The sequence below is a fragment of the Variovorax guangxiensis genome (assembly GCF_003952165.1).
Classification (GTDB): Bacteria; Pseudomonadota; Gammaproteobacteria; order Burkholderiales; family Burkholderiaceae_C; genus Variovorax; species Variovorax guangxiensis.
On sequence record NZ_RXFT01000001.1, the window covers coordinates 914,935 to 938,022 of the forward strand.

Genomic DNA, 23,088 nt, shown 5'->3' on the forward strand with positions numbered 1-23,088 from the left:
CCTGAACCCGAACCGGTGTGTGCCTGCACGGGCACGCCGGTATTTGTTTCCTCTCACCTTTCGGACTTTTCCATGGGCATTCTTTCTCGACGATCCGTTTCCGCGCTGCTGGCCTCGCTGCTGCTCTTCGGCTGTGGCGGAGGAGGTGGCAGCGGTAGCGGTGGCGGGGCCGGCATTCCGTTGTTCGGCAGCCCGACGGGCCAGGCCGGCACCGGCGGGCAGAACAACGGTGGACAGGTGGCCGGCAACACCTCCGGCGGCGGCACCCAGGGCGGCACCGGCGGCACGAGCGGTGGCACCGCGCCCGTGCCGGCCACCGTCGCCCTGGCCAGCAAGCTGGGCAAACCCTCGCGAGTGCTGGTTGGACTGGGAGCGACCTCCATCGACGACATGAAGAGCCAGGACATCCACCCCGACATCGTGGAGCGCTACCTGGTGGGAGTCGGCTCGGGCGCCTGGCCGACGTGGAACAGCCCCGATGGGGCCTACGTCACCTTCACTGCGCAGGCTGCCGATGCCTATGGTGCGGTGCCCATGTTCACGCTCTACCAGATGACGGCGAACGGCGAAGGCAATCTCAGCGGCATCAGCGACGCGACCTTCATGAACAAGTACTGGGGCCAGGTCCGCCTGATGTACCAGCGCATCGCGGAATGGGGCAAGCCTGCCCTCGTCAACGTGGAGCCGGACTTCTGGGGCTTCGCCGCGTCGCAGGCGCCCGGCCGCGACCTGACGAAGATGGCCGCTTCCGTGAAGGGGCAGCCCGAATGCAGCACGCTGCCCGATACCGTGGCTGGCCTGGGCCAGTGCTTCGTGCAGATGGGCCGCAAGGTCGCACCCAAGGCACTGATCGGGTTCCCGCCCGCCTTCTGGAATGGCACGCCCGCCGAGATCGCCGCGATGATGCGGACCGTCGGTGCGAACCAGGCGGACTTCATCGTCGCCCAGACCAGCGATCGCGACGCGGGCTGCCGCGAAGCTGCATCGCCGCCTCCGGAATGCCAGAACGGAAGCGCTCCGTTCTACTGGGACGCAAGCAACAAGACCAGCCCCAGCTTCCATGATTCGCAGAAGCAGTATTCGGATTACCGCGCGGCCCTGGGCAACGATCTGCCCATCCTGTGGTGGCAGACGCCAATGGGCGTGCCTTCCGACACGCCCGGCGGCACCGACCAGCACTATCGCGACAACCACGTCGACTACATGCTGACCAACACCCAGGAGTACGGCGACATGCACACTGTCGGGATCGTCTTCAGCGCCGGTGCGGGCAGCCAGACCTCGATCGGTACGGACGGCGGCCAGTTCGCGCGCCTTTCGGCGCAATACCTTGCGCGAGGCGGCGCGGTGCTGAAGTAGCGTGTTCGGTCGAGCCCACTACCGCAGCACCAGAACCGGCAGCGACGATCGAACCAGGACTTGCTGCGTCTCGCTTCCCAGCAAGAGGCGCTTGAGGCCCTTGCGTCCGTGCGAGGCCATCACGATCAGGTCGCTCCTGTGCTTCTTCGCCGCGGCGATGATCGATTCGGCGACCAGGTCCGAGCTGGCCTGCGCCGTCTTTACCCGCACGCCGCGCTCCCGCGCGCGGTCGCGCACCTTGTCGAGCATGGCCTGCGCCTTCTCCGCCCATTGCTTCTCGATGCGGCCGACGTCTTCTGCCGAGAAGGTCATCGAGCCTTCGAAATAGCTCTTCGGGTAACGGGGGACGACGGTCAGGGCGACCAGGTCCGAGTCGTTCTGCACCGCAAGCGCGATGGCGCTGTCGACGGCCTTCTTCGAAAGGGCGGTGCCGTCGGTGGCGACGAGGATGCGTTTGAACATGAAGGGCTCCGCGTGATTTGCGGCAGAGCTTAGGCGCGCCCGCAACCTACGGCTTGATCCATATCAAACGGCTCGCGCGGCCCGCCTCTTAGGCTCGCCCGATGAATGCCACGCTCGCCCCCGATCGCGCCGCGATCCCCGTCTTTCCCGCCGCGGACGGCGACCAGGCCTGGCAGCTTCTGGACGATCCGGCCGAATGGCCCGCCTTCGGCCGCGAGTTGGGTGCCGCCGGCGCTGGCTGCTGGGAGTCGCAGGTCGTGGTCGAGGGCATGCACTGCGCGGCCTGCGCCTTCACGGTCGAGGCCGCGCTGCGCCAGGTGCCGGGCGTGATCGAGGCGCAGGTCAATGCGGCCAGCCGGCGTGCGCGCGTGGTCTGGTCGCCCGCGCAGACCCGGCCTTCGCACTGGTTCGAGGCCAGCGCGAAAGCCGGCTACCGGCTGCTGCCGGGCAGCGACCGCTCCGTCAGGGAACTGCGCCGGCGCGAATCGCGGCTGGCCCTGTGGCGCTGGCTCGTGTCGGGCTTCTGCATGATGCAGGTGATGATGTACGCCTATCCGGCCTACGTCGCGCGGCCCGGCGACATGAACGCCGATTCCGCGCAGCTGCTGCGCTGGGCTTCCTGGGTGCTGACTCTGCCCGTGGTGCTCTTCTCCTGCGGACCTTTCTTCCGCAGCGCCTGGCGCGACCTGCGCATGGGGCGCATCGGCATGGATCTTCCCGTGGCCTTCGGCGTGCTCGCGACCTTCGCGGTCAGCACCGCGGCCACCTTCGATGCCACGGGGCCGCTCGGCCACGAGGTGTACTTCGACTCGCTGACGATGTTCGTCTTCTTCCTGCTCACGGGCCGCTGGCTCGAGGCGCGCCTGCGCGAACGCACCGCCGGCTCGCTCGACGCGCTGATGAACCGGCTGCCCGACGGTGTCGACCGGCTCGCCGCCGATGGCAGCTGGAAGCGGGTGGCCGTGCGCCGGCTCGCCGTGGGAGACGTGGTGCGGGTGCGGCCGGGGGAGGCCTTTGCGGCCGACGGCGTGGTGATCGAAGGCGACACCAGTGCCGACGAGGCCTTGCTGACCGGCGAGTCCCGACCCGTGCCTCGCCCCTGCGGCGACCGCGTGCTCGCCGGCAGCCACAACCTGTCGGCGCCGGTGCGGGTGCGCATCGAATCGGTGGGCGAGGGCACGCGCTTCGCGCAGATCGTCCGGCTGATGGAAAGCGCCGCCTCACGCAAGCCGCGCCTGGCACTGCTGGCGGACCGCGTGGCGCGCCCCTTCCTCGCCGCGGTGCTGGTGTCGGCGGCCGTGGCCGCAGCGCTCTGGTGGCCCACGGACCCGGGCAGGGCGCTGATGGTGGCGGTCGCGGTGCTCATCGTGACCTGCCCGTGCGCGCTCTCGCTCGCGACGCCGGCCGCCATGCTCGCCAGTGCCGGCGCGCTGGCACGCGGCGGGGTGATGACATCCAATCTCCAGGCCCTGGAAGCGCTCGCGTCGGTCGATACCGTCGTGTTCGACAAGACCGGAACCCTGACCGGCGACATACCGCGCCTGGAGCGCATCTACTGCTGCCAGGGCATGCGGCCCGGCGATGCGCTGGAGATGGCCGCCGCGCTCGGCGCGCAGTCGCTGCATCCCGTGTCGCAGGCGCTGGTGAATGCGTGGAATGCGCAATTCCGTTGTGCGCCCGGCTGGGCAGCGGACAAGGTGGCTGAGACTGCGGGCCAGGGCATCGAGGGCCGGATGCGGCGCGTGCGCGCGGCCGCCGGAACGCGCCGTCGCGTGCGCCTCGGCTCGCCAGCCTTCTGCAGCGTGGCGCCGCTGGAAGTCGATGCGGCGCAGGTCCATCTCGCGGACGAGCAGGGGTGGCTCGCCAGCTTCGTGCTGGTCGAGGAATTGCGCGCCGATGCCGCGGCTGCCGTGGCGTCGCTGCGCGAGCAGGGCCTCACGGTGCGGCTGCTGTCGGGCGACAGGGATTCGGCCGCGAGGGAGATCGGCGCGCGTTGCGGCATCGACTTCTCGCAGGGCGGCTGTACGCCCGAGGACAAGCTTGAGGTGCTGTGGCGGCTGCAGGCCGAGGGCCGGCAGATCGCGATGGTGGGCGACGGCCTCAACGACGGCCCGTCGCTGGCGCGCGCGAACGCCTCGTTCGCCTTCGGCCGCAGCGTGCCGCTATCGCGCGCGCATGCCGACTTCGTCGTGCTGGGCAACAGGCTCGCAACCATCCCCCAGGCCATCGCGCAGGCGCGCAGGACACTGCGCGTGGTGCGCCAGAACCTCCTGTGGGCGGCGGGCTACAACGCGCTGTGCGTGCCGCTGGCCATCGCCGGCGGGCTGCCTGCTTGGCTTGCCGGCCTCGGCATGGCCGCGAGTTCGCTCGTGGTGGTTCTGAATGCGACGCGGCTCGCGTCCGGCGCGAAAGAGTCGCACTGATGGACATCCTCTTCCTTCTCGTTCCCTTGTCCGTGGCGCTGGTCCTCGCGATCCTCGGCGGCCTGTGGTGGTCCATCGAGCGCGGCCAGTTCGACGACGTCGACGCCGAGGGCGAGCGCATCCTGCACGGCGATTGATCTGCATCAAGCCGCAGGGCAGCGTGCCCACGGAAACTGCCCGCAACTCAATCAAGGGCACCACGATGCAACCACCGAATCCACCCGCCGCGGAATACGACGACACGGTCGTGCGGCAATTCGCGCTCATGTCCGTGGTCTGGGGCGTGGTCGGCATGCTGGTGGGCGTGGTCATCGCCTCCCAGCTGACGTGGCCCGAACTCAATCTCGGCATTCCGTGGCTCAGCTATGGGCGCCTGCGGCCGCTGCACACCAACGCGGTCATCTTCGCGTTCGGCGGCTGCGCGCTGATGGCGACCAGCTTCCACGTGGTCCAGCGCACCTGCCAGGTGCGCCTGTTCGCACCCAGGCTCGCGTCTTTCGTGTTCTGGGGCTGGCAGGCGGTGATCGTGGCGGCTGCCATCAGCCTGCCGATGGGCTACACCAGCGGCAAGGAATACGCCGAGCTGGAGTGGCCCATCGACCTGCTGATCGCCGTGGTCTGGGTGGCCTACGCCGTCGTGTTCTTCGGCACCATCGGCATGCGCCGCGTGCGCCACATCTATGTGGCGAACTGGTTCTTCGGCGCCTTCATCATCGCGGTGGCGCTGCTGCACATCGTCAACAGCGCCGAGATCCCGGCTGGCTGGATGAAGAGCTACTCGGCCTACGCCGGCGTGCAGGACGCGATGGTGCAGTGGTGGTACGGCCACAACGCCGTCGGCTTCTTCCTCACGGCCGGCTTCCTCGGGATGATGTACTACTACATCCCCAAGCAGGCGGGCCGGCCGGTGTATTCGTACCGGCTGTCGATCGTGCACTTCTGGGCGCTGATCTTCACCTACATGTGGGCGGGCCCGCACCACCTGCACTACACCGCGCTGCCCGACTGGACGCAGTCGCTGGGCATGGTGTTCTCGCTGATCCTGCTGGCGCCGAGCTGGGGCGGCATGATCAACGGCGTGATGACGCTCTCGGGCGCCTGGCACAAGCTGCGCACCGACCCGATCCTGCGCTTCCTGATCGTGGCGCTGTCGTTCTACGGCATGTCGACCTTCGAGGGGCCGATGATGTCCATCAAGACCGTCAACGCCCTGAGCCACTACACCGACTGGACCGTGGGCCACGTGCATTCCGGCGCGCTCGGCTGGGTGGGCTTCATCACCATGGGCTCGCTCTACTACCTGATCCCGCGCATGTACGGCCGCACCGCCATGTACAGCACCAAGGCCATCGAGGCGCACTTCTGGATCGCCACCATCGGCATCGTGCTGTACATCGCGGCCATGTGGATCGCCGGCGTGATGCAGGGCCTGATGTGGCGCGCCATCAACTCCGACGGCACGCTTACCTACACCTTCGTGGAGAGCGTGAAGGCCACCTTCCCGTTCTACCTGGTGCGCGTGATCGGCGGCGTGCTCTACCTCAGCGGGATGCTGCTGATGGCCTGGAACGTCTGGATGACCGTCATCTCCGGGCGCGCGGTGCGCGCCGAGATCCCGCCCCCCGCCATGGCCCATGCCTGAGGACGCACGATGAACCAGAACAACTCCAGCCCGGCTTCCAGCTCCGGCGGCTTCACGCACGAGAAGATCGAAACCAACAACCTGCTGATGATCGTGCTGATCCTCGTGGTGGTGGCCGTCGGCGGCCTCGTCGAGATCGTGCCGCTGTTCTTCCAGAAGTCGACCACCGAGGCGGTGCAGGGCGTCAAGCCGCTCACGCCGCTGCAGCTGGCCGGGCGCGACGTCTACCTGCGCGAGGGTTGCTACAACTGCCACTCGCAGATGATCCGGCCCTTCCGCTCGGAGACGCTGCGCTACGGCCACTACTCGGTGGCGGGCGAGTTCGTCTACGACCACCCCTTCCAGTGGGGCAGCAAGCGCACCGGCCCCGACCTGCACCGCGTTGGCGGCAAGTACAGCGACGAGTGGCACCGCATCCACCTGAACAACCCGCGCGACGTGGTGCCCGAGTCGAACATGCCGGCCTACACCTGGCTGGAGAAGACGCCGGTCGACGCCGAGGCGCTGCCGGCCCACATGCGCGCGCTGCGCCGCGTCGGCGTGCCCTACACGGACGCCGAGATCGCCGGTGCCACGGAAGAAGTCCGCGGCAAGACCGAGATGGAGGCCACGGTGGCCTACCTGCAGTCGCTGGGCCTGGCGCTGAAGTAGGCAAGGCGGCAAAGGACACAAACATGATCGACCTCACCACCTTGCGCGTCGCCGCCACCGTCGTGTGCTTCGCGCTCTTCATCGGCATCGTGATCTGGGCGTATTCGCGCCGCAACGCGCCCGGTTTCCAGGAAGCCGCACGCCTGCCCTTCGAGCAGGACTGAAGGGAGAAGCACGATGAGCGATTTCATCCACCGTTTCTGGTCGGACTACGTGGCAGTCGTCTCGCTGCTGAGCATCCTCGGCTGCGTGATCCTGCTGTGGCTCACCGCCCGCAAGCGCGTCGCGTCCAGTGCCGACAACACCACCGGCCACGTCTGGGACGAGGACCTGCGCGAGGCCAACAATCCGCTGCCCATGTGGTGGGTGGGCCTCTTCGTGCTGACCATCGTCTTCGGGCTGGGCTACCTCGCCGTCTTCCCAGGACTCGGGAGCTTTCACGGCCAATACGACTGGACCTCGCGCGGCGAGTACGACGCGGAAGTCGCCAGGGCCACGCAGGAGCTCGCGCCCGTCTACGCGAAGTACGCCGCCATGCCGGTCGAGGACGTCTCCAGGGACCCGCAAGCCCGAGCCATCGGCGAGCGGCTCTTCATGGGCAACTGCGCGCAGTGCCACGGTTCCGACGCGCGCGGCAGCAAGGGCTTTCCCAACCTCACGGACAAGGACTGGCTGCATGGCGGCACGCCCGAGAAGATCGTCGAGACCATCACCAAGGGCCGCGTGGGCGTGATGCCGCCCATGGCCACCGCCGTCGGCACGCCCGACGACGTGAAGAACGTCGCCAACTACGTTCTGAGCCTGTCGGGAGAGCCGCACGACTCGGTGCGCGCCGGCCTCGGGAAGTCGAAGTTCACGGCCTGCGCCGCCTGCCACGGCATCGGCGGCGTCGGCAACCAGGCGCTGGGCGCGCCCAATCTCAGCGACAGGATCTGGCTGCACGGCTACGGCGAGGAAGCCATCGTCCAGATGATCAATTCGGGCAAGCACAACGAGATGCCCGCGCAGGAAGGCCGCCTCACCGAGGCGCAGATCCGGATGGTGGCGTCGTATGTCTGGGGCCTCTCCAACAGCACGGCCGCGGCCACGCCCTGACGTCGGCAGCCCGCCATGACCCGGAAGATCATTCCCATAGCGAACGCGAGCAGCAGCGCGAACCTGGGCAGCGGCGAGGAGGTCGGCCTCTACGAGGCCACGAAGAAGATCTACCCCCGCACCGTGCGCGGCATGTTCGCGCGCTGGCGCTGGGCCATGGTCTTTCTCACCCAGCTGGTGTTCTACGGCATGCCTTGGGTGGAGTGGGGCGGGCGGCAGATGGTGCTGTTCGACCTCGCGGCGCGGCGCTTCTACATCTTCGGGCTGGTGCTGTACCCGCAGGACCTGATCTACCTCTCTGGCCTGCTGGTCATCAGCGCGCTCTCGCTTTTTCTCTTCACCGCCGTGGCGGGTCGGCTGTGGTGCGGCTATGCCTGTCCGCAGACTGTCTACACCGAGATCTTCATGTGGGTGGAGCAGAAGATCGAAGGCAACCGCGTCGCGCGCATGCGGCTGGACGCCGAGCCGATGTCGCTCGAGAAGCTGGTGAAGAAGTGGTTCAAGCACATCGTGTGGATCGGCATCGCGATGTGGACCGGCTTCACCTTCGTGGGCTACTTCACGCCCATCCGCGAGCTCGGCCTGGCCTTTCTGCAGACGCAGATGGGCTCGTGGGAAGTCTTCTGGGTGTTCTTCTACGGCTTCGCGACGTATGGCAACGCAGGCTTCATGCGCGAGCAGGTCTGCAAGTACATGTGCCCCTACGCGCGCTTCCAGAGCGCGATGTTCGACCGCGACACCCTGATCGTCACCTACGACCCCGGGCGCGGCGAGCCGCGCGCGCCGCGCCGCAAGGGGCCCGATCCGCGCACGATGGCGCTGGGCGACTGCATCGACTGCGGCCTGTGCGTGCAGGTGTGCCCCACCGGCATCGACATCCGAAAGGGCCTGCAGTACGAGTGCATCGGCTGCGGTCTCTGCGCGGACGCCTGCGATACGGTCATGCAGAAGATGGCCTACGCGCCGGGGCTGATCCGCTACGACACGCAGAACGGCATGGACGCCGGCTGGTCGCGCCGGCAGCTGCTGCGCCGGGTGCTGCGTCCGCGCGTGCTGGTCTACACGGCGATCCTGGCGCTGCTGGTGGCCGGCCTGCTGGCCAGCCTGGTGGTGCGCACGCCGCTGAAGGTCGACGTGGTGCGCGACCGCGCTTCGCTGGCGCGCATCGCCGAGGGCGGAAAGCTCGAGAACGTCTACCGGCTGCAGATCATGAACGCCACCGAGCAGCCGCGGCACTACCTCATCTCGGCCAGCGGGCTGCAGGGCCTGAGCGTGTCGCCCGAGCAGCCGGTGAGCGTCGATGCCGCCCAGTCGCGCTGGGTCGCCGTGCGGCTGCAGGTGCCCTACGGCTCCGCGACGCCCGGCTCGCACACGGTGCACTTCAGCATCCGCGAGGAGGGCGGCGGGGCGCAGGTTTCCGAGAAAGCGGCCTTCCTGGTGCCGCGCTGAAAGGTCTGGAATGAACGCAGCAACCGATTCGACGATGAACGCGCTCGCCGCCGGGGCGGACAAGCCCTGGTGGCGCCATCCGTTGCTCTGGATGGTGATCGGTGGCCCGGTGGCCGTGATGATCGCGAGCTTCGTGACCTTCTGGCTGGCCTGGCGGAGCCCCGACGCGCTGGTGTCGCCGGACTACTACCGCGAAGGCGTCGAGATCAACAAGGCCCTGGCCGCGAAGAAGCACCTTCCCGCGCTGACCGGCCGCAACCACGCGATGACGCCCGCGGAAGACGTGCCCTCCGTGGGCCGGAAGGCCGCGCCATGAACGCGATGCGGCTGGTCGCCGGCATCCTGTGGCCGTCCTTCCTCGTGGCCTGCGGCATGGAGGTGCTGGTGTTCGCGCTGGTCGATCCCATCAACACCTTCTGCGGCGCCGACGCGCTGCGCATGTCGCGCCAGGGCATCTATACCGGTGCTTTCTTCGTCTTCTGGCTGATGGCGGCGGCGTCCAGCGCCTGCACGGTGCTGCTCGCCGGACCGGCCATGCCTGGACAACCCGATGCGCCAGCAGGCACTACCTCCCCATGACTTCCATCGCTCTCGCCCCCGAGCCCGTGCACGCACCACTGCCGCTCGACCTGCTGCGGCAGTTCGACGTGCCCGGGCCGCGCTACACCTCGTACCCCACTGCAGATCGCTTCGTCGAGGCCTTCGGTGCCGACGACTACGTGCAGGCGCTGCGGCATCGCCGCGAGGCCGGCTCCGGGGCGTCGCCGCTGTCGCTGTACGTCCACATCCCGTTCTGCGAGTCGCTGTGCTACTACTGCGCCTGCAACAAGATCGTCACCCGGCACCGCGAATGGGGCCGGCAGTATCTGTCGTACCTGGCGCGCGAAGTCGAGTTGCAGGTCGCGCAGCTCGGCCGCAATGCCACCGTGGCCCAGCTGCACCTGGGCGGCGGTTCCCCGACATTCCTCGATGACGCGGAGCTCGGCGAGCTCATGGAACTGCTGCACCGGTCCTTCGCCTTCGTGCCCGGTGGCGAGCGCTCCATCGAGATCGATCCGCGCACGGTCGACAGGCAAAGGCTCGCCAACCTCGCGGCGCTGGGCTTCAACCGCCTGAGCTTCGGCGTGCAGGACTTCGACCCGGCCGTGCAGCAGGCCGTGCACCGCATCCAGCCCGCATCGCAGGTCTTCGCGCTGATGGACGACGCGCGCTCGCTGGGCTTCGAATCGATCAACGTGGACCTGATCTACGGCCTTCCGCGCCAGAACGACGCCTCCTTCGGGCGCACGCTCGCGCAGGTCTGCGAGTTGCGGCCCGACCGCATCGCGCTTTACGCCTATGCGCATCTGCCGGAGCGCTTCAAGCCGCAGCGGCGCATTTGCGCCGACGAGTTGCCGGACGCCTCGGCGCGCGTGCGCATGCTGGCGGACGCCATCACGAAGCTCACCGGTGCGGGCTATGTCTACATCGGCATGGACCACTTCGCGCTGCCCGACGATCCGCTCGCCGTCGCGAAGCGGGAAGGGCGGCTGCATCGCGACTTCCAGGGCTACGGCACCAGGCCCGAGGGCGACCTGATCGCGCTCGGCGTATCGGGCATCGGGCGCGTGGGCGCCACCTACAGCCAAAACGCCAAGAGCCTGGACGAGTACCGCGACCTGCTCGACCAGGGACGCCTGCCGGTGGTGCGCGGCCTCGCGCTGTCGCGCGACGACCAACTGCGCCGCGAGGTGATCATGGCGCTGATGTGCCGGGGGCGGGTCGATTTCGATGCCATGGGCGAAGCCTTCGCGGTCGACTTCCGCCGCTACTTCGCCACCGAGTTCGCCGCGCTCGGGACACTGGTCGCCAGCGGCCTGGTGCGCCTGAGCGACCACGACCTCGTGGTGACCGAGCAGGGCTGGTTCCTCGTGCGCGCGGTCGCGATGGTGTTCGACCGGTACTGTCGCTCCAACCGCACGCGTTTCTCCCGCGTGGTCTGAACATGCAACTCGCGCTCGCCGGTGCCGCACTGCTCATGGGCCTTGCCGGCGGGCCGCACTGCGTGGCGATGTGCGGCGCCGCCTCTTCGGCGGTGATACGGATCGTGCCGCTCCCGGCCGCAGGGCAGGGCACCATGCCGGCGCTCACCGCGCCCGGTGCCTTCCATCTGGGCCGCATCGCGAGCTACGCGGCGGCGGGTGCCCTCGCTGCCGCCAGCGTCGACAGCCTGGCGCTGGCCAGCGCGCAGGTCGCCGCACTGCGGCCGCTGTGGGTGTTGCTGCACGTCTTCGTGTTCGCCTGGGGCGCGATGCTGGCCGTCACGGGGCGACAGCCGCTGTGGGCGCGGCGCATCGGCCGTTCGCTGGAATCGCGCCTTCGCCCACACGCGGGCGGCACGGGGCTGGGCGTGCTAGCCGCCGGGCTGCTCTGGGTGGCGCTGCCCTGCGGGCTGCTCTATTCGGCGCTGATGCTGGCCGGGCTAGGCAACGGTCCTTTGCAGGGCGCGCTGCTGATGGCGTTGTTCGCCATCGGAAGCGGCCTCTCGCTGCTGATCGGCCCCTGGGTCTGGCTGCGCCTGGCCGGCGACGGTGCCCGCCAGGCCTGGGGCGCACGGCTGGCCGGCGTGCTGCTGGCGGCGGTGGCCGCGCACGCGGTGTGGTCGGACCTCATCCGCCAGATCGACGCCTGGTGCCGATGAAGCAGGGGGCTTCCCCCGGGGGCGCATCGGCGGCGAGTGTCCTCCATCCCCGGGGCGTGATGCCGGTCACGGTGGCCGCGCCCTGAGGCGGGCCGGCGCCGGCGCCCGGGCGGGCAGAGGGAATCATCACCTCGATCTGGCCGGCGGCTTCGAGCACGCGCAACCGGTCGATCATCGCGGGATCGGCTTCGACACAAGGCAGCCGCGCATCGGCGAGCCTGCGCAGCAGGTTCATGCACATCGGACGGCCCCGGGGACGCTCAGTCCAGCGTGAGCCACTTGATGAGCAGCTCGAACACGAGCCACAGGACGGTGCCGCCGAATACGGCGCACAGCACGATGAGCAGCAGAAGATGGATCGACATCCGACCCTCCGTCGTTCGGTGGACGCGCATCCGGATCTCAGCGTCCGTCGCGCGGGCAGGTGCTGATGCCGAACAGGGTGTAGGCCGGGCAGTTGCCCACCACGCCCGTCAGCAGCGGCACCACGCCGATGTAGCCCCAGAACCCGACGGTTCCCCTGACCGCCAGGGCGATCAGCAGCAGGCCCGCGCCGATGCGCAGCGCGCGGTCGAGGACTCCGACATTCTTTGTCAGGAAAGGCATGCGAAATCTCCTTTGGATGATGAAAGGAAATCTTGCGCGCTGCCTCCCGCGCGGGGGTTGAGGTGGATCAAGTCGATCCACGAGGCGCTGGGTGGCGCCGCCGCTTGACGCAGCGCAAGCCCTCGCGTGGCCGGCAGGCCTAAGGTCGCTTCCATCGCAAACCGCCTGTTCAGGAGAGCCTTCATGCAGACCCCGAAATCCATCCTGCTTCACCTCGACGGCTCGGCCCGCACGGTGGAGCGCATCAGGCTGGCCCGCCAGCTCGCCGAGACTTTCGATGCCGAAGTGACGGCCCAACCGTGCACGCTTTCCGCGCTGATGCGCTATCCGTTCTCCATCGAGGCCGCCGCGGAGGCGGTCGCGATCATGCAGGAGATCGACAAGGACGCACGCGACAGGATGCACGCCACCTTCATGGAGCATGGTGCGGGCTCGCCGCGCCTGCATTGGACCGAGGCGCAGAGCGACGGCCCATGGGGCTTCGGCCGGCGTGCCCTGTACGCCGACCTGCTGATCCTCGGGCAGCGCGACCGCAACGACCCGATGGACGGCGAACTCCCCGGTGACTTCCTGCCCAGCGTGCTGGTGCAAAGCGGCCGGCCGGCGCTGGTGCTGCCTTACGCCGGGCCCATCGGCCCGATCGGCCGCAACGTGCTGGTGGCCTGGAAGGAGACGCGCGAATCCGCGCGTGCCGTGAGTTCCGCGCTGCCATGGCTGCGCAAGGCCGATCGCGTGGACGTTGTCGCGTACGGCGAAGGCGCGAACGAATCTCTGCAGAGCCTGCAGGCCTACCTGCGGATGCAGGGCGTCGGCAACATTCGCCTGCACCCCGGTGGCGACAAGGAGGAAGACGTCGGCAACAAGCTGCTGTCGCTCGCCTCCGACCTGAGTTCCGACCTGCTGGTGATGGGCTGCTACGGCCACAGCAGGGCGCGCGAGTGGGTGCTGGGCGGCGCCACGCTGTCCATGCTGCAGTGGATGACGCTGCCGGTGCTGATGTCCCACTGAGGCTTCCATGCGCATCGACTTCCTCGGCGGCACGGGCACCGTCACCGGCTCGAAGTACCTGCTGAGCCATGCGGGCCGGCGGCTGTTGGTCGACTGCGGGCTCTTCCAGGGGCTCAAGCAGCTGCGCCTTCGCAACTGGGACGTGCTGCCGGTCGATCCCGCCAGCATCGACGCGGTGGTGCTGACGCATGCTCACATCGACCACAGCGGCTTCGTTCCGCGGCTGGTACGGCTCGGCTTCAAGGGCGTCGTCTACTGCACCACGGCCACCCTGGAGCTCTGCGAGCTGCTGCTGCCGGACTCGGGCCGCCTGCAGGAAGAGGACGCCGACTATGCCAACCGCCACGGCCACTCGAAGCACAAGCCCGCGCTGCCGCTGTACACCGAGCAGGAGGCGCGCACGGCCCTCGGTCGCTTCGAGGCGGTTCCCTTCGGCCAGGAGTGTTCGCCATGGCCCGGCTGGTCCTGGCACATGTCCAGGGCCGGCCACATACTCGGCGCCGGCAGCCTGCGGATCGGCTGGGACGGTTCGAGCATTCTTTTCTCGGGCGACCTGGGGCGCAGCGAGGACCTGCTGATGCGTCCGCCCGAGGCCGCCAGCCCCGCGGACTACGTGGTGGTGGAGTCCACCTACGGAGGCCGCAGGCATCCCGTGGCCGACACGCTCACCGAACTCGCGGGCGTGATCAACCGCACGGCCGCGCGCGGCGGCATCGTGGTGATCCCGGCCTTCGCCGTCGGCCGGGCGCAGACGCTGCTGCACTGCATCCATCTGCTCAAGGAGGCGCACCGCATTCCGGACATGCCGGTGTACCTGAACAGCCCGATGGCGACCGACGCCACGCGCATCTACAGGAAGCACTGCGACGAGCACCGGCTGAGCGCGCAGCAGTGCGCGACGATGCTGGGGAAGACCATCGTCGTCAACACGATCGAGGAGTCGATACGGCTGAACACGCTGGGCTTCCCGTCGATCATCGTGTCCGCCAGCGGCATGGCCACCGGCGGGCGGGTGCTGCACCACCTGAAGGCCTACGCGCCCGACGCTCGCAACACCATCCTCTTCGCGGGCTTCCAGGCGGCCGGCACGCGCGGCGCCGCCATGGTGGCGGGCACCGACGCGGTCAAGATCCATGGTGCCTACGTGCCCGTGCGCGCGGAGGTCGCCAACCTGGAGACGCTGTCCGCCCATGCCGACCACGACGAACTGCTCGCCTGGCTCGATGGCCAGCGTGCGCCGCGGCAGGTGTTCGTGACCCACGGGGAGCCGGTGGCCGCCGACGCGCTGCGGCTGGCCATCGAGGAGCGCCACGGCTGGCCGTGCACGGTGCCCGAGTACCGCGAGTCGCGGGAGCTCTGAACCGCAGCCCCGCCTTGTGCCTCACGCTCAGGGCACGAGCACCGCGGCACCCTCGATGCGGCCCGCGCGCAGATCGGCCAATGCTTCGTTGGCCTGCGCGAGCGGGTAGGTCCTGACGTGAACCTGCAGCGGGTGCGCCTGCGCGAAATCGAGGAATTCACGGGCGTCCGCGCGAGTGAGGTTCGCCACCGAGACGACGCTGCGTTCCTCCCACAGCAGCCGGTACGGGAAGGCGGGAATGTCGCTCATGTGGATGCCGCCGCAGACCACCCGGCCGCCCTTGCGCACGACGCGCAGCGCCGCCGGCACCAGCTCGCCGGCGGGCGCGAAGATGATGGCCGCGTCCAGGGCTTCGGCCGGCACTTCGTTGGAGCCGCCGGCCCAGGCGGCGCCGAGGCTGCGCGCGAAGGCCTGCGTCGCCTTGTCCGCGGGCCGCGTGAATGCATAGACCTGGCGGCCCTGCGCGACTGCGGCCTGCGCCACGAGGTGCGCTGCAGCGCCGAAGCCGAAGATGCCCAGCCGGCGCGCGCCGTCGCCGGCGGCCTTGAGGCTGCGCCAGCCGATCAGGCCCGCACAGAGCAGGGGAGCGATGCGGGCCGCGTCGGTTTCGGGCATGGGAAGCGGCAGGCAGAACGCCGCTTCGGCGATCACATGGCTCGCGAAGCCGCCGTCGCGGTGATAGCCGGTGAAGCGCGGTGCGTCGCAGAGGTTCTCGTGGCCATCGACGCAGAAGGCGCAGCAGCCGCAGCTGTGGCCCAGCCACGGCACGCCCACGCGGTCGCCGACGCGGTGGCCCTCGACGCCCGCCCCGAGGGCCTCGACCACGCCCACGATCTCGTGCCCCGGCACGATGGGCAGCACGGGCAGCGGCAACTCGCCGTCGACCACGTGCAGGTCGGTACGGCAGACCGCGCATGCCAGCACGCGCAGCCGCAGTTCGCCCGGGCCGGGCTGCGGAATGTTGCGCCGCTCGAGTTCCAGCGGCAGCAGGGCCGCGTTCAGCACCATGGCGCGCATGGTCGGCGCGAGCCGCTCGGCGCAGTCGAAGGAGCGTGCCTGGGACGTGGTGTGCATGGCGGGCTCGCCAAAAAAGGATGAAGGCAGGGGCGTCGCCGCCTCAGGCCATGTATTTGCCGCCGTTGATCGACAGCGTGATGCCGTTGATGAACGCCGACTCGTCCGCGACGAGGAACACCACGCCGCGCGCGATCTCGGCGGGCGTGGCGAGGCGGCCGGCCGGAATGTCCGACAGAATCCTCGCCATCGTCTCGGGTGCGACCGCCTCCACCATGGGGGTGTCGGTGTAGCCTGGTGCCACCACGTTGGCGGTGATGTTGCGCGAGGCGCCTTCCAGCGCGAGCGACTTGGTGAAGCCCACGAGCCCGGCCTTCGTGGCCGCGTAGTTCACCTGGCCCGCCTGCCCGGACAGGCCGTTGACCGAACCCATGTTCACGATGCGGCCGAAGCGGCGCTCGCGCATGCCGCCGATGACGGCGCGGCACATGCTGAAGCAGCCGCCCAGGTTCACGTCGAGCACCTCGCGCCACTGCTCCAGGCTCATCTTGTGCAGCATCGTGTCGCGGGTGATGCCGGCGTTGTTGACCAGCACGTCGATGGGGCCGAGTTCGGACTCCACGTGCGCGACGCCGGTCTGGCAGGCGGCGTGATCCGCCACGTTCCAGCAGAAGGCCGGGATGCCGGTGCGCGCGGCGAAGGCCTGCGCGGCCTCCGCGCGGTTCGCGAAGTTCACCGCCACGCGGTAGCCCGCCGCCTGCAGTGCCTCGGCCGTGGCCGCGCCGATGCCCGAGGTCCCGCCGGTGACGAGCGCGACGCGCATCTCAGGCGTCCACGAGCAGGTCGTTCACCACCACCGTGACGCCCGGCGTGGCCCATGCGGCGCCTTGCACCGCGTCGCGCTCGGTCCAGGAGTGGACGGTGCCGCGCAGCGTGACGTGCGAGCCGTCCACCGAGATGGAGAGCTTGCGGGCCTCGCGGTCGGCCTGGCGCGAGAGCGCCTCGTGGATCTTCTTTTCCACGTCGGCGGGGCTCACCCTGGGCTTGACCTTCACGAGGTTCGACACGCCGGTCACGCCCATCAGGTCGCGCACGGCGACTTCGGCGGCGTTGCGCTGGTAGTCCCATTCGACCTCGCCGTTCAGGCTGAGCCAGCCCTTCTCCACCATCGGGTGGATCTTGCCGTCGGGCACGAGCACGTTCCATTCGAGCGCGCGCTCGGCCGCCAGGGCGATGTCGGCGTCGGTGCGCTGATTGTCGAAAGGCAGCTTCACCGTGAGTTCGATCGCCAGCGCCTTCACGCCGTAGACGCGCTGCGCGGCGCGCTCGACCGCGTACTTCTCGGCGTAGCTGGAGAGATGGCCGGTGAGCGTGACCACGCCGTCCTTGACGATCACGCCGATGTCGGAGGACTTGACGTCGGGGGCCCAGGTCAGCTCGGCCTGGATGTCGTTGCGCAATTGGGTATCGGTCTTCATGAGGAATTCCTTGCTGTGGATGGATCGGAACCGGTCGTCCTGGCGCTGCCGTGGCGGCCGTGGAATCCACTGTAGGAAGGGGTGGAGGAGCGCGTATTGCGCTGGATCAAGCGCAGGTGCGGCGGGCGCCGCGGCGTTCAGCCGATGGCTTCAAGCAGCATCGCCTGGAGGACGAAGCGGCGGTTGTCGGCCTGGGGGGTCGTGTCCCCGAGCAATTCGGCGAGCCGGTCGGCGGGATGGGCCTTCATCGCGGCGCCCTCGAAGACCGGAATGCCGGCGTGTTCCGCAATGCGCTGCACGAGCACGGGGTCCAGCCCCTGGCATTCCACCGCTTCGTAGAGCCGGCCGAGCATGCGGGCGGTGTGCTGCACTTCCTGGGGGGAACTCTCGGCGGAGAGGCTCGAGCGCATCACGGCCACGTGCGCGCCGAGCTCTTCCGCGGCGCGGCGGAACAGCGCCTGCGCTTCGTCGGGCGGTGCCTCGCAGAGAAGGCCCAGGTTCTTGCCGCGCAGCAGCGGGCGGGTGGTCCCGCCGAGCGCGGCGCGCTGCAGGATGCGCGCGCGGGACAGCAGGCTGGCCACGCTCAGCGGAGAGAGCTGCGGCTCGACCTCCGGACTGCGGACGATGTTGGTAGGGGGCATGGCAAGGGTCGTGTGTGACTCGCCAAGGTTAGGCATGCGGGCTGGGCCGCATTTGATACAGGTCAAGGCATCGGACCGCTTCGGTGTGACAGAGGCCTCGACCCGTGCCGCTGTTACACGCCGGACACATTGCATTGACCAAGTGTCACGCCGGGATTCGAGCCATTGGTATTGCATTTTCGATGGCTCCCTAGCATCGATTCATCGAAACGCGACAGACCACCAAGGAGTCTCGATGCTCAACACCACCCCCACGAACACCGCGCAGTTTTCCCCGAGCCTGACCCTGCCCGCCGGCAGCCGGGAGTGCGCGGGCCGCAGCACCATGGACACGCTGAAACTGCTGGGCGAGCAGCTCAAGCCGCAGCGGCGCGTGGTGCACACGGGCGACACGATCTACCAGGCGGGCGAGCGCTTCGGCAACCTCTACATCCTGAATTCGGGCTTCTTCAAGATCGTGAACCTCTCGGCCGACGGGCGCGAGCAGGTGGTGGGCCTGAAGTTCCGCGGCGACTGGCTGGGCTTCGACGGCATCGCCGGCGGACGCTATGCCTGTGACGCGGTGGCCATGGACACCGGCGAGATCTGGGTCGTTTCCTACGAGGCGCTGCTTGCGACCTGCGCCGTGCAGCCCGAGCTCCTCCAATTGCTGCACGCCGCGATGAGCCGCGAGATCGCCCATGACCGCGATTCGCTGATGTCCGTGTGCACGCTGCCGGCCGATGCCCGCGTGGCCGATTTCCTGCGCTACTGGGCGCAGACCCTGGCCGAGCGCGGAATGCGCGGCGACGAGATCACGCTGCGCATGACGCGCGCCGAGATAGGAAACTACCTGGGCATGACGCTCGAGAGCGTGAGCCGCGCGCTGTCGCGGCTGGCGAGGGACAACGTGATCGGCTTCGCGACGAAGGGGCGCCGCGACGTGCAGATCCCCGACGTGGGCGCACTCAGTGCTTTCGTGCAGCGCTGCCTCGCGCCCGCGCCGACCATGCTGCAGTAGGAAGAGCGCCGCGACCGGGCGTCAGATGTGCCCGGCCAGCACCTTCGCCATGGCGCGCGCAAGCTCGGCGCGCGAATAAGGCTTGCGCAGCAGCTCCCAGCTTTGCGGAACCTCGCGATCGGCGTCCAGCAGCTCCGAGGAGAACCCCGACATCAGCAGCACCGCCATCTGCGGAAAGCGCTGCTGCACTTCCGCCGCCAGCCGCGTGCCGCGCATGCCCGCGCCCAGCGCGATATCGCTCAGCAGCAGGTCGAAGGGGCCTGCTCCCGCATCGAGGACGGACAGGGCCTGGTCGGCGGTGGTGGCCGATACCACTTCGCAGCCCAGCGCGGCCAGGAAGGCTTCGACCACCTTGCGGACTTCAGCGTCGTCCTCGACCAGCATCACCCGCAGTCCGGCGGGGAGTGCTTCGCTGCCCGGAAGCTCTTCCATGGCGACGGGTGCGTCCGGCTCTTCTTCCTCCGGCTCCTGCTGCCGCGGCAGGTAGAGCGTGACCGTGGTGCCCTGGCCCACCTTGCTGTCGATCGACACGGCGCCGCGCGACTGGTTGACGAAGCCGTACACCGTGCTCAGGCCCAGGCCCGTGCCGCGCCCGGCTTCCTTCGTGGTGAAGAAAGGCTCGAAGGCGCGCTCCTTCACGTCGTCGGGCATGCCTGTGCCGCTGTCGGTGATGGCGATCGCGACGAAATGCGTGGTGCCGTCGCTGCCGGGATTGTTTTGCTCGTTGCGCAGGTCCGTCGGCAGCGCGTCGCAGATGCCGGTGCGAAAGCGCAGCGTGCCACCCTCGGGCATGGCGTCGCGCGCATTGATCGCGATGTTGAGCAATGCCGACTCCAGCTGGCCCGGATCGGCCATGACCAGCGGATGGCCGGGCACCGTGTCGATCTCGATGCGGATGCGCTGGTCCAGCGTCCGGCGCAGCATGTCGGCCAGCGAGTGCAACAGCGCATGCGTGTCCACGGCGGCGGGCTGCAGCACCTGCCGCCGCGAGAAAGCCAGCAGCTTGCCGGTGAGTTCCGCACCGCGCCGCGATGCCCGGGCGGCGGCAGCCAGCAGCCGCTGTCCGTGGCTGCTGTGCGCCAGTTCCGGCAGTTCCTCGAGGACCTGCAGGTTGCCCTGGATGACGGTCAGCAGGTTGTTGAAGTCGTGCGCGATGCCGCCCGTGAGCTGGCCGACGCTCTCGAGCCGCTGCGCATGGTTGAGCGCCTCTTCCGTCTGCACGCGCTGCAGGCTGGTGGCGAGCAGGCTGGACAGCGACTCGAGAAAGCGCACCTCCTCGTCCCCGAAGCGCCTGGACTCCCTGGAGCGTACCGACAGCATGCCGATCACGCGCCCCCGGTCCGACAGCGGCACGGCGAGCGCGCTGACCAGGCCGGCGTCGATGTAGGCCGCGGGCACGCGAAAGCGCGCTTCGTCGGCGTAGTCGGGCACCACGACGGGCCGGCCCTGCGAGAAGACGAAGCCCGGCGGAGTGTCCGGGCGGTTGGCGACGTGCGCGCCGATCTCCTCGCCCGGTACCAGCCCGACACCGCTGGCCACGCGGAACTCGAGGCGGTTGCTGTCGAGCAGCCAGACCATCGCCACCTCGACCTCCAGTGCCCGGGTGATGATCTCCGGCACGTGCTGCAGCACCGCCTGCAGGTCTCGCGTATCGACCGCCAGCCGCCCGAGCTGGGCCAGGTGCTCGCTGTAGCGGGCGCGCTGCAGCGCCTGCTTCACGCGCGGATAGGCGCCGATGTCGCGGATGGCGGCAACGACGAAGGGCAGGCCATGGCTCTGCAGCGGGCTGAGCGCGATCTCGACCATCACCTCGCTGCCGTCCTTGCGCTTGGCCGCCAGTTCCATGTGCGTGCCCATGGGGCGAGGGCGCGGAGCACGACCGTAGGCCTCGCGGTACGAGGCGTGGCGCGGGCGGATGCTGTCGGGCACCAGCTCCTCGACGTTCAGCCCGAGCAGCTCGTCTTGCGCATAGCCCAGCAGCGCGGCCGCCGAGGGGTTGGCGAGCATGATGCTGCCGGACTGGTCCACGAGCAGCAGCGAATCGGGATAGGCCACGAAGAGCGAACGGAAGACGCTGCTTTCGTCGATGCCCGAGGGCAGGCGCCGGATGGGCGCGCCGGGCGCCTCGGGCAGCACAGGGGGGCTGTCCGAAGTGTCAGCCATGGGACACCGGCGGCACCAGCATGTAGCCCGCGCCTCGCACCGACCTGATGAGCTGCGGATCGTCCGCGTCCGTCTCTATCTTCTTGCGCAGCCGGCCGACCTGCACGTCGATCGTGCGGTCGAAGGGCGTGGCTTCGCGTCCGCGTGTCTGCTCCAGCAGGAAGTCGCGCGAAAGCACGCGACCTGGATGCAGGGTGAAGACGTGCAGCAGGTCGAACTCGCCGCCGGTCAGCACGACGCTCTCGCCCTGCGGATTGCGAAGGCTGCGCGAGCCTGTGTCCAGTTGCCAGCCTGCAAAGCGCAGCTTGCCGGCAGACGCCGGCTGATTGGCCACCGGTGCCGGCGTGGCAGGCGCCAGCCGCCTGAGCACGGCCTTCACGCGGGCCACCAGCTCGCGCAGGTCGAAAGGCTTGGTGACGTAGTCGTCCGCTCCCACCTCCAGGCCCACCACCTTGTCGACCGCGTCGCCGCGCCCGGTGACGATGATGAGGCCGCAGCGCCAGCTCTCGCGCATGCGGCGGGCGATGGTGAATCCGTCTTCGCCGGGCAGTCCGAGGTCGAGCAGCACGAGGTCGGCGGGGTCGGTTTCCATCAGCGCCGTGAGAGCCCGCCCCTCATGCACCTGGCTGACGCGGAAGCCATGCCCCTGCAGGTAGCCGGCCAGCAGCTCGGTGATGTCGGGTTCGTCGTCGAGAACCGCGATGTGGGGTGTGTTTTTCATGCGCTGGCGAGGAAATACAGCACGAATTTCCTGGGTGTTCCGGTCTGGGCTGAGCGTAGCACGCACGCTGTGCCGAGGCATCCCATACCAGGGTACCAGGGCACGCTGCACGGTGCCCGCAGGCCGTATCCGCTGCGGTATCCGTCGCGTTCCCCGGCCCGCGCGGGCCTCCCGCCTCAGAGGCCCAGCCAGGCCCGAAGCGCCGCCCGGCTGCCCACGCCCGCGCGGCTGTAGGCGTTGCGCAGGTGCACCCGCACCGTGGCCGGAGACAGGCCGAGGCGAAGCCCGATGTCCTTGCCGGAATGCCCCATGCAGTACAGCCGCGCGATCTCGGCCTGCCTCGGGGTCAGCGCGGCGATGCCGTCGCGCGCCGGGCGGCGGTGCAGGGCGACGCGCAGGCCGCTTTCGTCCTGGCCGACCTCGATCGACCATCCGCCGGCCTCCAGCTGCCGCAACGCCGTCCGATGGCCGGACAGCCATGCCCGCGGCAGGCGCGGAGAGGTCGCGCCCGCCAGGGCCGAGAGCGCCGGCCATGCGGCGCAGAAGGCGCGGTTGGCGAACAGCACCCAGCCGTCAGCGTCGGTGAGGGCCAGCGGCTGCGCTTCCTCGTCCAGGCCCTGCCGGGCATGCGCGTACAGGCGGTTCACCAGCAGCGATTCGCGGATCTGCGGCGTGAGCGCGGTCAGCGCGCGCGCATCGCGCTCGGTGTGCGCAGGCGAGCCGGGCCCGCGGTTGAGATACAGGTGCACGAAGGTCTCGCTGCCCTCGAAGGGAATCGCCACGCCCATCTGGTGGACGATGCCGTGGCTCGAGAGGAACTCGCGCCAGGCGGGCGGCGTCCGCTTCCAGCGCGGATCGTCGTCGTTGGCGAACGCGGCCTGCTCGGGCTGCGCGCGCATGGCGAAGGTGATGAAGTCGAGCTCGGCGCCGTTGATCCGGTTCCACTGCTCGCTCATCGCGGCCAGGTCATAGCCGATGCCCACCGAGGAGACGAAGCTGCGCGGATGCCAGGTGTTGATGGCGCCGTGGTCGGCGCGGAACTCGTTCAGCAGGCGGCGCAGCAGCTCGTGCTGGAAGCGTTCGCTGCCGGTGGTGCGGGCCAGGCGCAGCAGCGACAGCGGCTCGGTTCCGCCGGTGGGGCGGGTGGGGTGAGCGTCGGGATCGGAGGGTGGTGTCCGTGAGGGCATGGCACGCGGGTCGCGATCTGGGGCCGGGCAAAGGAGGGGGCCGGCAAGGGCGCCGCAGGCTACCACAAAGCATGGTACGGGCCGGGCATGCAGCGCCTGCAGCATCGGCGGGGCGGCCTCCAGAGCCGCACGAGCGAGGAGAACACACC

Annotated in this window: 25 protein-coding genes; 15 read left to right on the top strand and 10 right to left on the bottom strand. The window is 69.2% G+C overall.

The features are described 5' to 3' along the window. Positions 1 to 72 precede the first annotated feature (72 nt). On the top strand, positions 73 to 1,359 hold the full coding sequence (locus EJP67_RS04370) for a hypothetical protein (RefSeq protein ID WP_240650490.1): 1,287 nt from the start codon (positions 73 to 75) through the stop codon (positions 1,357 to 1,359). A gap of 18 nt (positions 1,360 to 1,377) precedes the next feature. On the opposite strand, the gene EJP67_RS04375 is transcribed toward EJP67_RS04370, so the two are convergent. Beyond that, entirely contained in the window at positions 1,378 to 1,821 is a 444-nt protein-coding gene (locus EJP67_RS04375; RefSeq protein WP_126019802.1) for a universal stress protein, read from the bottom strand. A gap of 101 nt (positions 1,822 to 1,922) precedes the next feature. On the opposite strand from EJP67_RS04375, the gene EJP67_RS04380 reads away from it, so the two are divergent. The 11 genes from EJP67_RS04380 to EJP67_RS04430 all read left to right on the top strand — a co-directional run bounded on the left by EJP67_RS04380 (position 1,923) and on the right by EJP67_RS04430 (position 11,761). Continuing rightward, complete coding sequence (locus EJP67_RS04380) at positions 1,923 to 4,244, top strand: heavy metal translocating P-type ATPase (protein WP_126019804.1); 2,322 nt, start codon at positions 1,923 to 1,925, stop codon at positions 4,242 to 4,244. Continuing rightward, the gene (gene ccoS / locus EJP67_RS04385) at positions 4,244 to 4,381 is read left to right on the top strand and encodes a cbb3-type cytochrome oxidase assembly protein CcoS (RefSeq protein WP_126019806.1); all 138 of its coding nucleotides are present in this window, start codon (positions 4,244 to 4,246) and stop codon (positions 4,379 to 4,381) included. Before EJP67_RS04380 ends, ccoS begins: the two co-directional genes overlap by 1 nt. Positions 4,382 to 4,446: 65 nt before the next feature. Beyond that, a complete protein-coding gene (gene ccoN, locus EJP67_RS04390) occupies positions 4,447 to 5,886 on the top strand; it encodes a cytochrome-c oxidase, cbb3-type subunit I (protein WP_126019808.1) in 1,440 nt (479 codons plus the stop codon). 9 nt (positions 5,887 to 5,895) lie between these two features. Further along, the gene (ccoO, locus tag EJP67_RS04395) at positions 5,896 to 6,537 is read left to right on the top strand and encodes a cytochrome-c oxidase, cbb3-type subunit II (RefSeq protein ID WP_126019810.1); all 642 of its coding nucleotides are present in this window, start codon (positions 5,896 to 5,898) and stop codon (positions 6,535 to 6,537) included. A gap of 23 nt (positions 6,538 to 6,560) precedes the next feature. Beyond that, positions 6,561 to 6,701 carry a cbb3-type cytochrome oxidase subunit 3 gene (locus EJP67_RS04400; protein ID WP_019657393.1) on the top strand — a complete coding sequence of 47 codons (141 nt, stop codon included), beginning with the start codon at positions 6,561 to 6,563 and terminating at the stop codon, positions 6,699 to 6,701. A gap of 13 nt (positions 6,702 to 6,714) precedes the next feature. Then, positions 6,715 to 7,632: a cytochrome-c oxidase, cbb3-type subunit III gene (gene ccoP, locus EJP67_RS04405; RefSeq protein WP_126019812.1), complete on the top strand. Its 918-nt coding sequence runs from the start codon at positions 6,715 to 6,717 to the stop codon at positions 7,630 to 7,632. Positions 7,633 to 7,647: 15 nt separating this feature from the next. Continuing rightward, on the top strand, positions 7,648 to 9,081 hold the full coding sequence (ccoG, locus tag EJP67_RS04410) for a cytochrome c oxidase accessory protein CcoG (protein ID WP_126019814.1): 1,434 nt from the start codon (positions 7,648 to 7,650) through the stop codon (positions 9,079 to 9,081). Between the two features lie 10 nt (positions 9,082 to 9,091). Then, entirely contained in the window at positions 9,092 to 9,397 is a 306-nt protein-coding gene (locus EJP67_RS04415) for a FixH family protein (protein WP_240650491.1), read from the top strand. Further along, on the top strand, positions 9,394 to 9,660 hold the full coding sequence (locus tag EJP67_RS04420) for a hypothetical protein (protein ID WP_126019816.1): 267 nt from the start codon (positions 9,394 to 9,396) through the stop codon (positions 9,658 to 9,660). The genes EJP67_RS04415 and EJP67_RS04420 overlap by 4 nt, the downstream gene beginning before the upstream one ends. Continuing rightward, the gene (gene hemN / locus EJP67_RS04425) at positions 9,657 to 11,063 is read left to right on the top strand and encodes an oxygen-independent coproporphyrinogen III oxidase (RefSeq protein ID WP_206169444.1); all 1,407 of its coding nucleotides are present in this window, start codon (positions 9,657 to 9,659) and stop codon (positions 11,061 to 11,063) included. Before EJP67_RS04420 ends, hemN begins: the two co-directional genes overlap by 4 nt. Positions 11,064 to 11,065: 2 nt before the next feature. Then, the gene (locus tag EJP67_RS04430; protein ID WP_126019818.1) at positions 11,066 to 11,761 is read left to right on the top strand and encodes a sulfite exporter TauE/SafE family protein; all 696 of its coding nucleotides are present in this window, start codon (positions 11,066 to 11,068) and stop codon (positions 11,759 to 11,761) included. On the opposite strand, the gene EJP67_RS04435 is transcribed toward EJP67_RS04430, so the two are convergent. Continuing rightward, a complete protein-coding gene (locus EJP67_RS04435) occupies positions 11,730 to 11,996 on the bottom strand; it encodes a hypothetical protein (RefSeq protein WP_126019820.1) in 267 nt (88 codons plus the stop codon). The genes EJP67_RS04430 and EJP67_RS04435 overlap by 32 nt on opposite strands. Positions 11,997 to 12,163: 167 nt before the next feature. Then, positions 12,164 to 12,367: a YgaP family membrane protein gene (locus EJP67_RS04440; protein WP_420824253.1), complete on the bottom strand. Its 204-nt coding sequence runs from the start codon at positions 12,365 to 12,367 to the stop codon at positions 12,164 to 12,166. A gap of 183 nt (positions 12,368 to 12,550) precedes the next feature. Here EJP67_RS04440 and EJP67_RS04445 point away from each other — a divergent pair, with 183 nt between their 5' ends. Together EJP67_RS04445 and EJP67_RS04450 are read left to right on the top strand one after the other, a co-directional pair. Next, the gene (locus EJP67_RS04445) at positions 12,551 to 13,375 is read left to right on the top strand and encodes a universal stress protein (RefSeq protein ID WP_126019822.1); all 825 of its coding nucleotides are present in this window, start codon (positions 12,551 to 12,553) and stop codon (positions 13,373 to 13,375) included. A 7-nt stretch (positions 13,376 to 13,382) separates the two neighbouring features. Further along, a complete protein-coding gene (locus EJP67_RS04450) occupies positions 13,383 to 14,735 on the top strand; it encodes an MBL fold metallo-hydrolase RNA specificity domain-containing protein (protein ID WP_126019824.1) in 1,353 nt (450 codons plus the stop codon). A gap of 27 nt (positions 14,736 to 14,762) precedes the next feature. Here the strand turns inward: EJP67_RS04450 and EJP67_RS04455 are convergent, their stop codons facing one another. The 4 genes from EJP67_RS04455 to EJP67_RS04470 all read right to left on the bottom strand — a co-directional run bounded on the left by EJP67_RS04455 (position 14,763) and on the right by EJP67_RS04470 (position 17,868). Next, positions 14,763 to 15,752 carry a zinc-dependent alcohol dehydrogenase family protein gene (locus tag EJP67_RS04455; protein ID WP_126020435.1) on the bottom strand — a complete coding sequence of 330 codons (990 nt, stop codon included), beginning with the start codon at positions 15,750 to 15,752 and terminating at the stop codon, positions 14,763 to 14,765. Between the two features lie 100 nt (positions 15,753 to 15,852). Continuing rightward, a complete protein-coding gene (gene phbB, locus EJP67_RS04460) occupies positions 15,853 to 16,572 on the bottom strand; it encodes an acetoacetyl-CoA reductase (RefSeq protein WP_126019825.1) in 720 nt (239 codons plus the stop codon). 1 nt (position 16,573) lies between these two features. Continuing rightward, positions 16,574 to 17,227 carry a BON domain-containing protein gene (locus EJP67_RS04465; RefSeq protein WP_126019827.1) on the bottom strand — a complete coding sequence of 218 codons (654 nt, stop codon included), beginning with the start codon at positions 17,225 to 17,227 and terminating at the stop codon, positions 16,574 to 16,576. A 137-nt stretch (positions 17,228 to 17,364) separates the two neighbouring features. After that, the gene (locus EJP67_RS04470; protein WP_126019829.1) at positions 17,365 to 17,868 is read right to left on the bottom strand and encodes a Rossmann-fold NAD(P)-binding domain-containing protein; all 504 of its coding nucleotides are present in this window, start codon (positions 17,866 to 17,868) and stop codon (positions 17,365 to 17,367) included. Positions 17,869 to 18,103: 235 nt separating this feature from the next. On the opposite strand from EJP67_RS04470, the gene EJP67_RS04475 reads away from it, so the two are divergent. Next, complete coding sequence (locus EJP67_RS04475) at positions 18,104 to 18,868, top strand: Crp/Fnr family transcriptional regulator (RefSeq protein ID WP_126019831.1); 765 nt, start codon at positions 18,104 to 18,106, stop codon at positions 18,866 to 18,868. Between the two features lie 21 nt (positions 18,869 to 18,889). Here EJP67_RS04475 and EJP67_RS04480 read toward each other — a convergent pair whose 3' ends face one another. From EJP67_RS04480 to EJP67_RS04490, 3 genes are all read right to left on the bottom strand, one after another. Then, positions 18,890 to 21,031, bottom strand: a complete 2,142-nt coding sequence (locus EJP67_RS04480; RefSeq protein WP_126019833.1) for a PAS domain S-box protein — start codon at positions 21,029 to 21,031, stop codon at positions 18,890 to 18,892. Next, the gene (locus EJP67_RS04485; RefSeq protein WP_126019835.1) at positions 21,024 to 21,752 is read right to left on the bottom strand and encodes a response regulator; all 729 of its coding nucleotides are present in this window, start codon (positions 21,750 to 21,752) and stop codon (positions 21,024 to 21,026) included. Before EJP67_RS04485 ends, EJP67_RS04480 begins: the two co-directional genes overlap by 8 nt. Positions 21,753 to 21,928: 176 nt before the next feature. Continuing rightward, positions 21,929 to 22,939: a helix-turn-helix transcriptional regulator gene (locus EJP67_RS04490; protein WP_165909546.1), complete on the bottom strand. Its 1,011-nt coding sequence runs from the start codon at positions 22,937 to 22,939 to the stop codon at positions 21,929 to 21,931. Positions 22,940 to 23,088 lie beyond the last annotated feature (149 nt).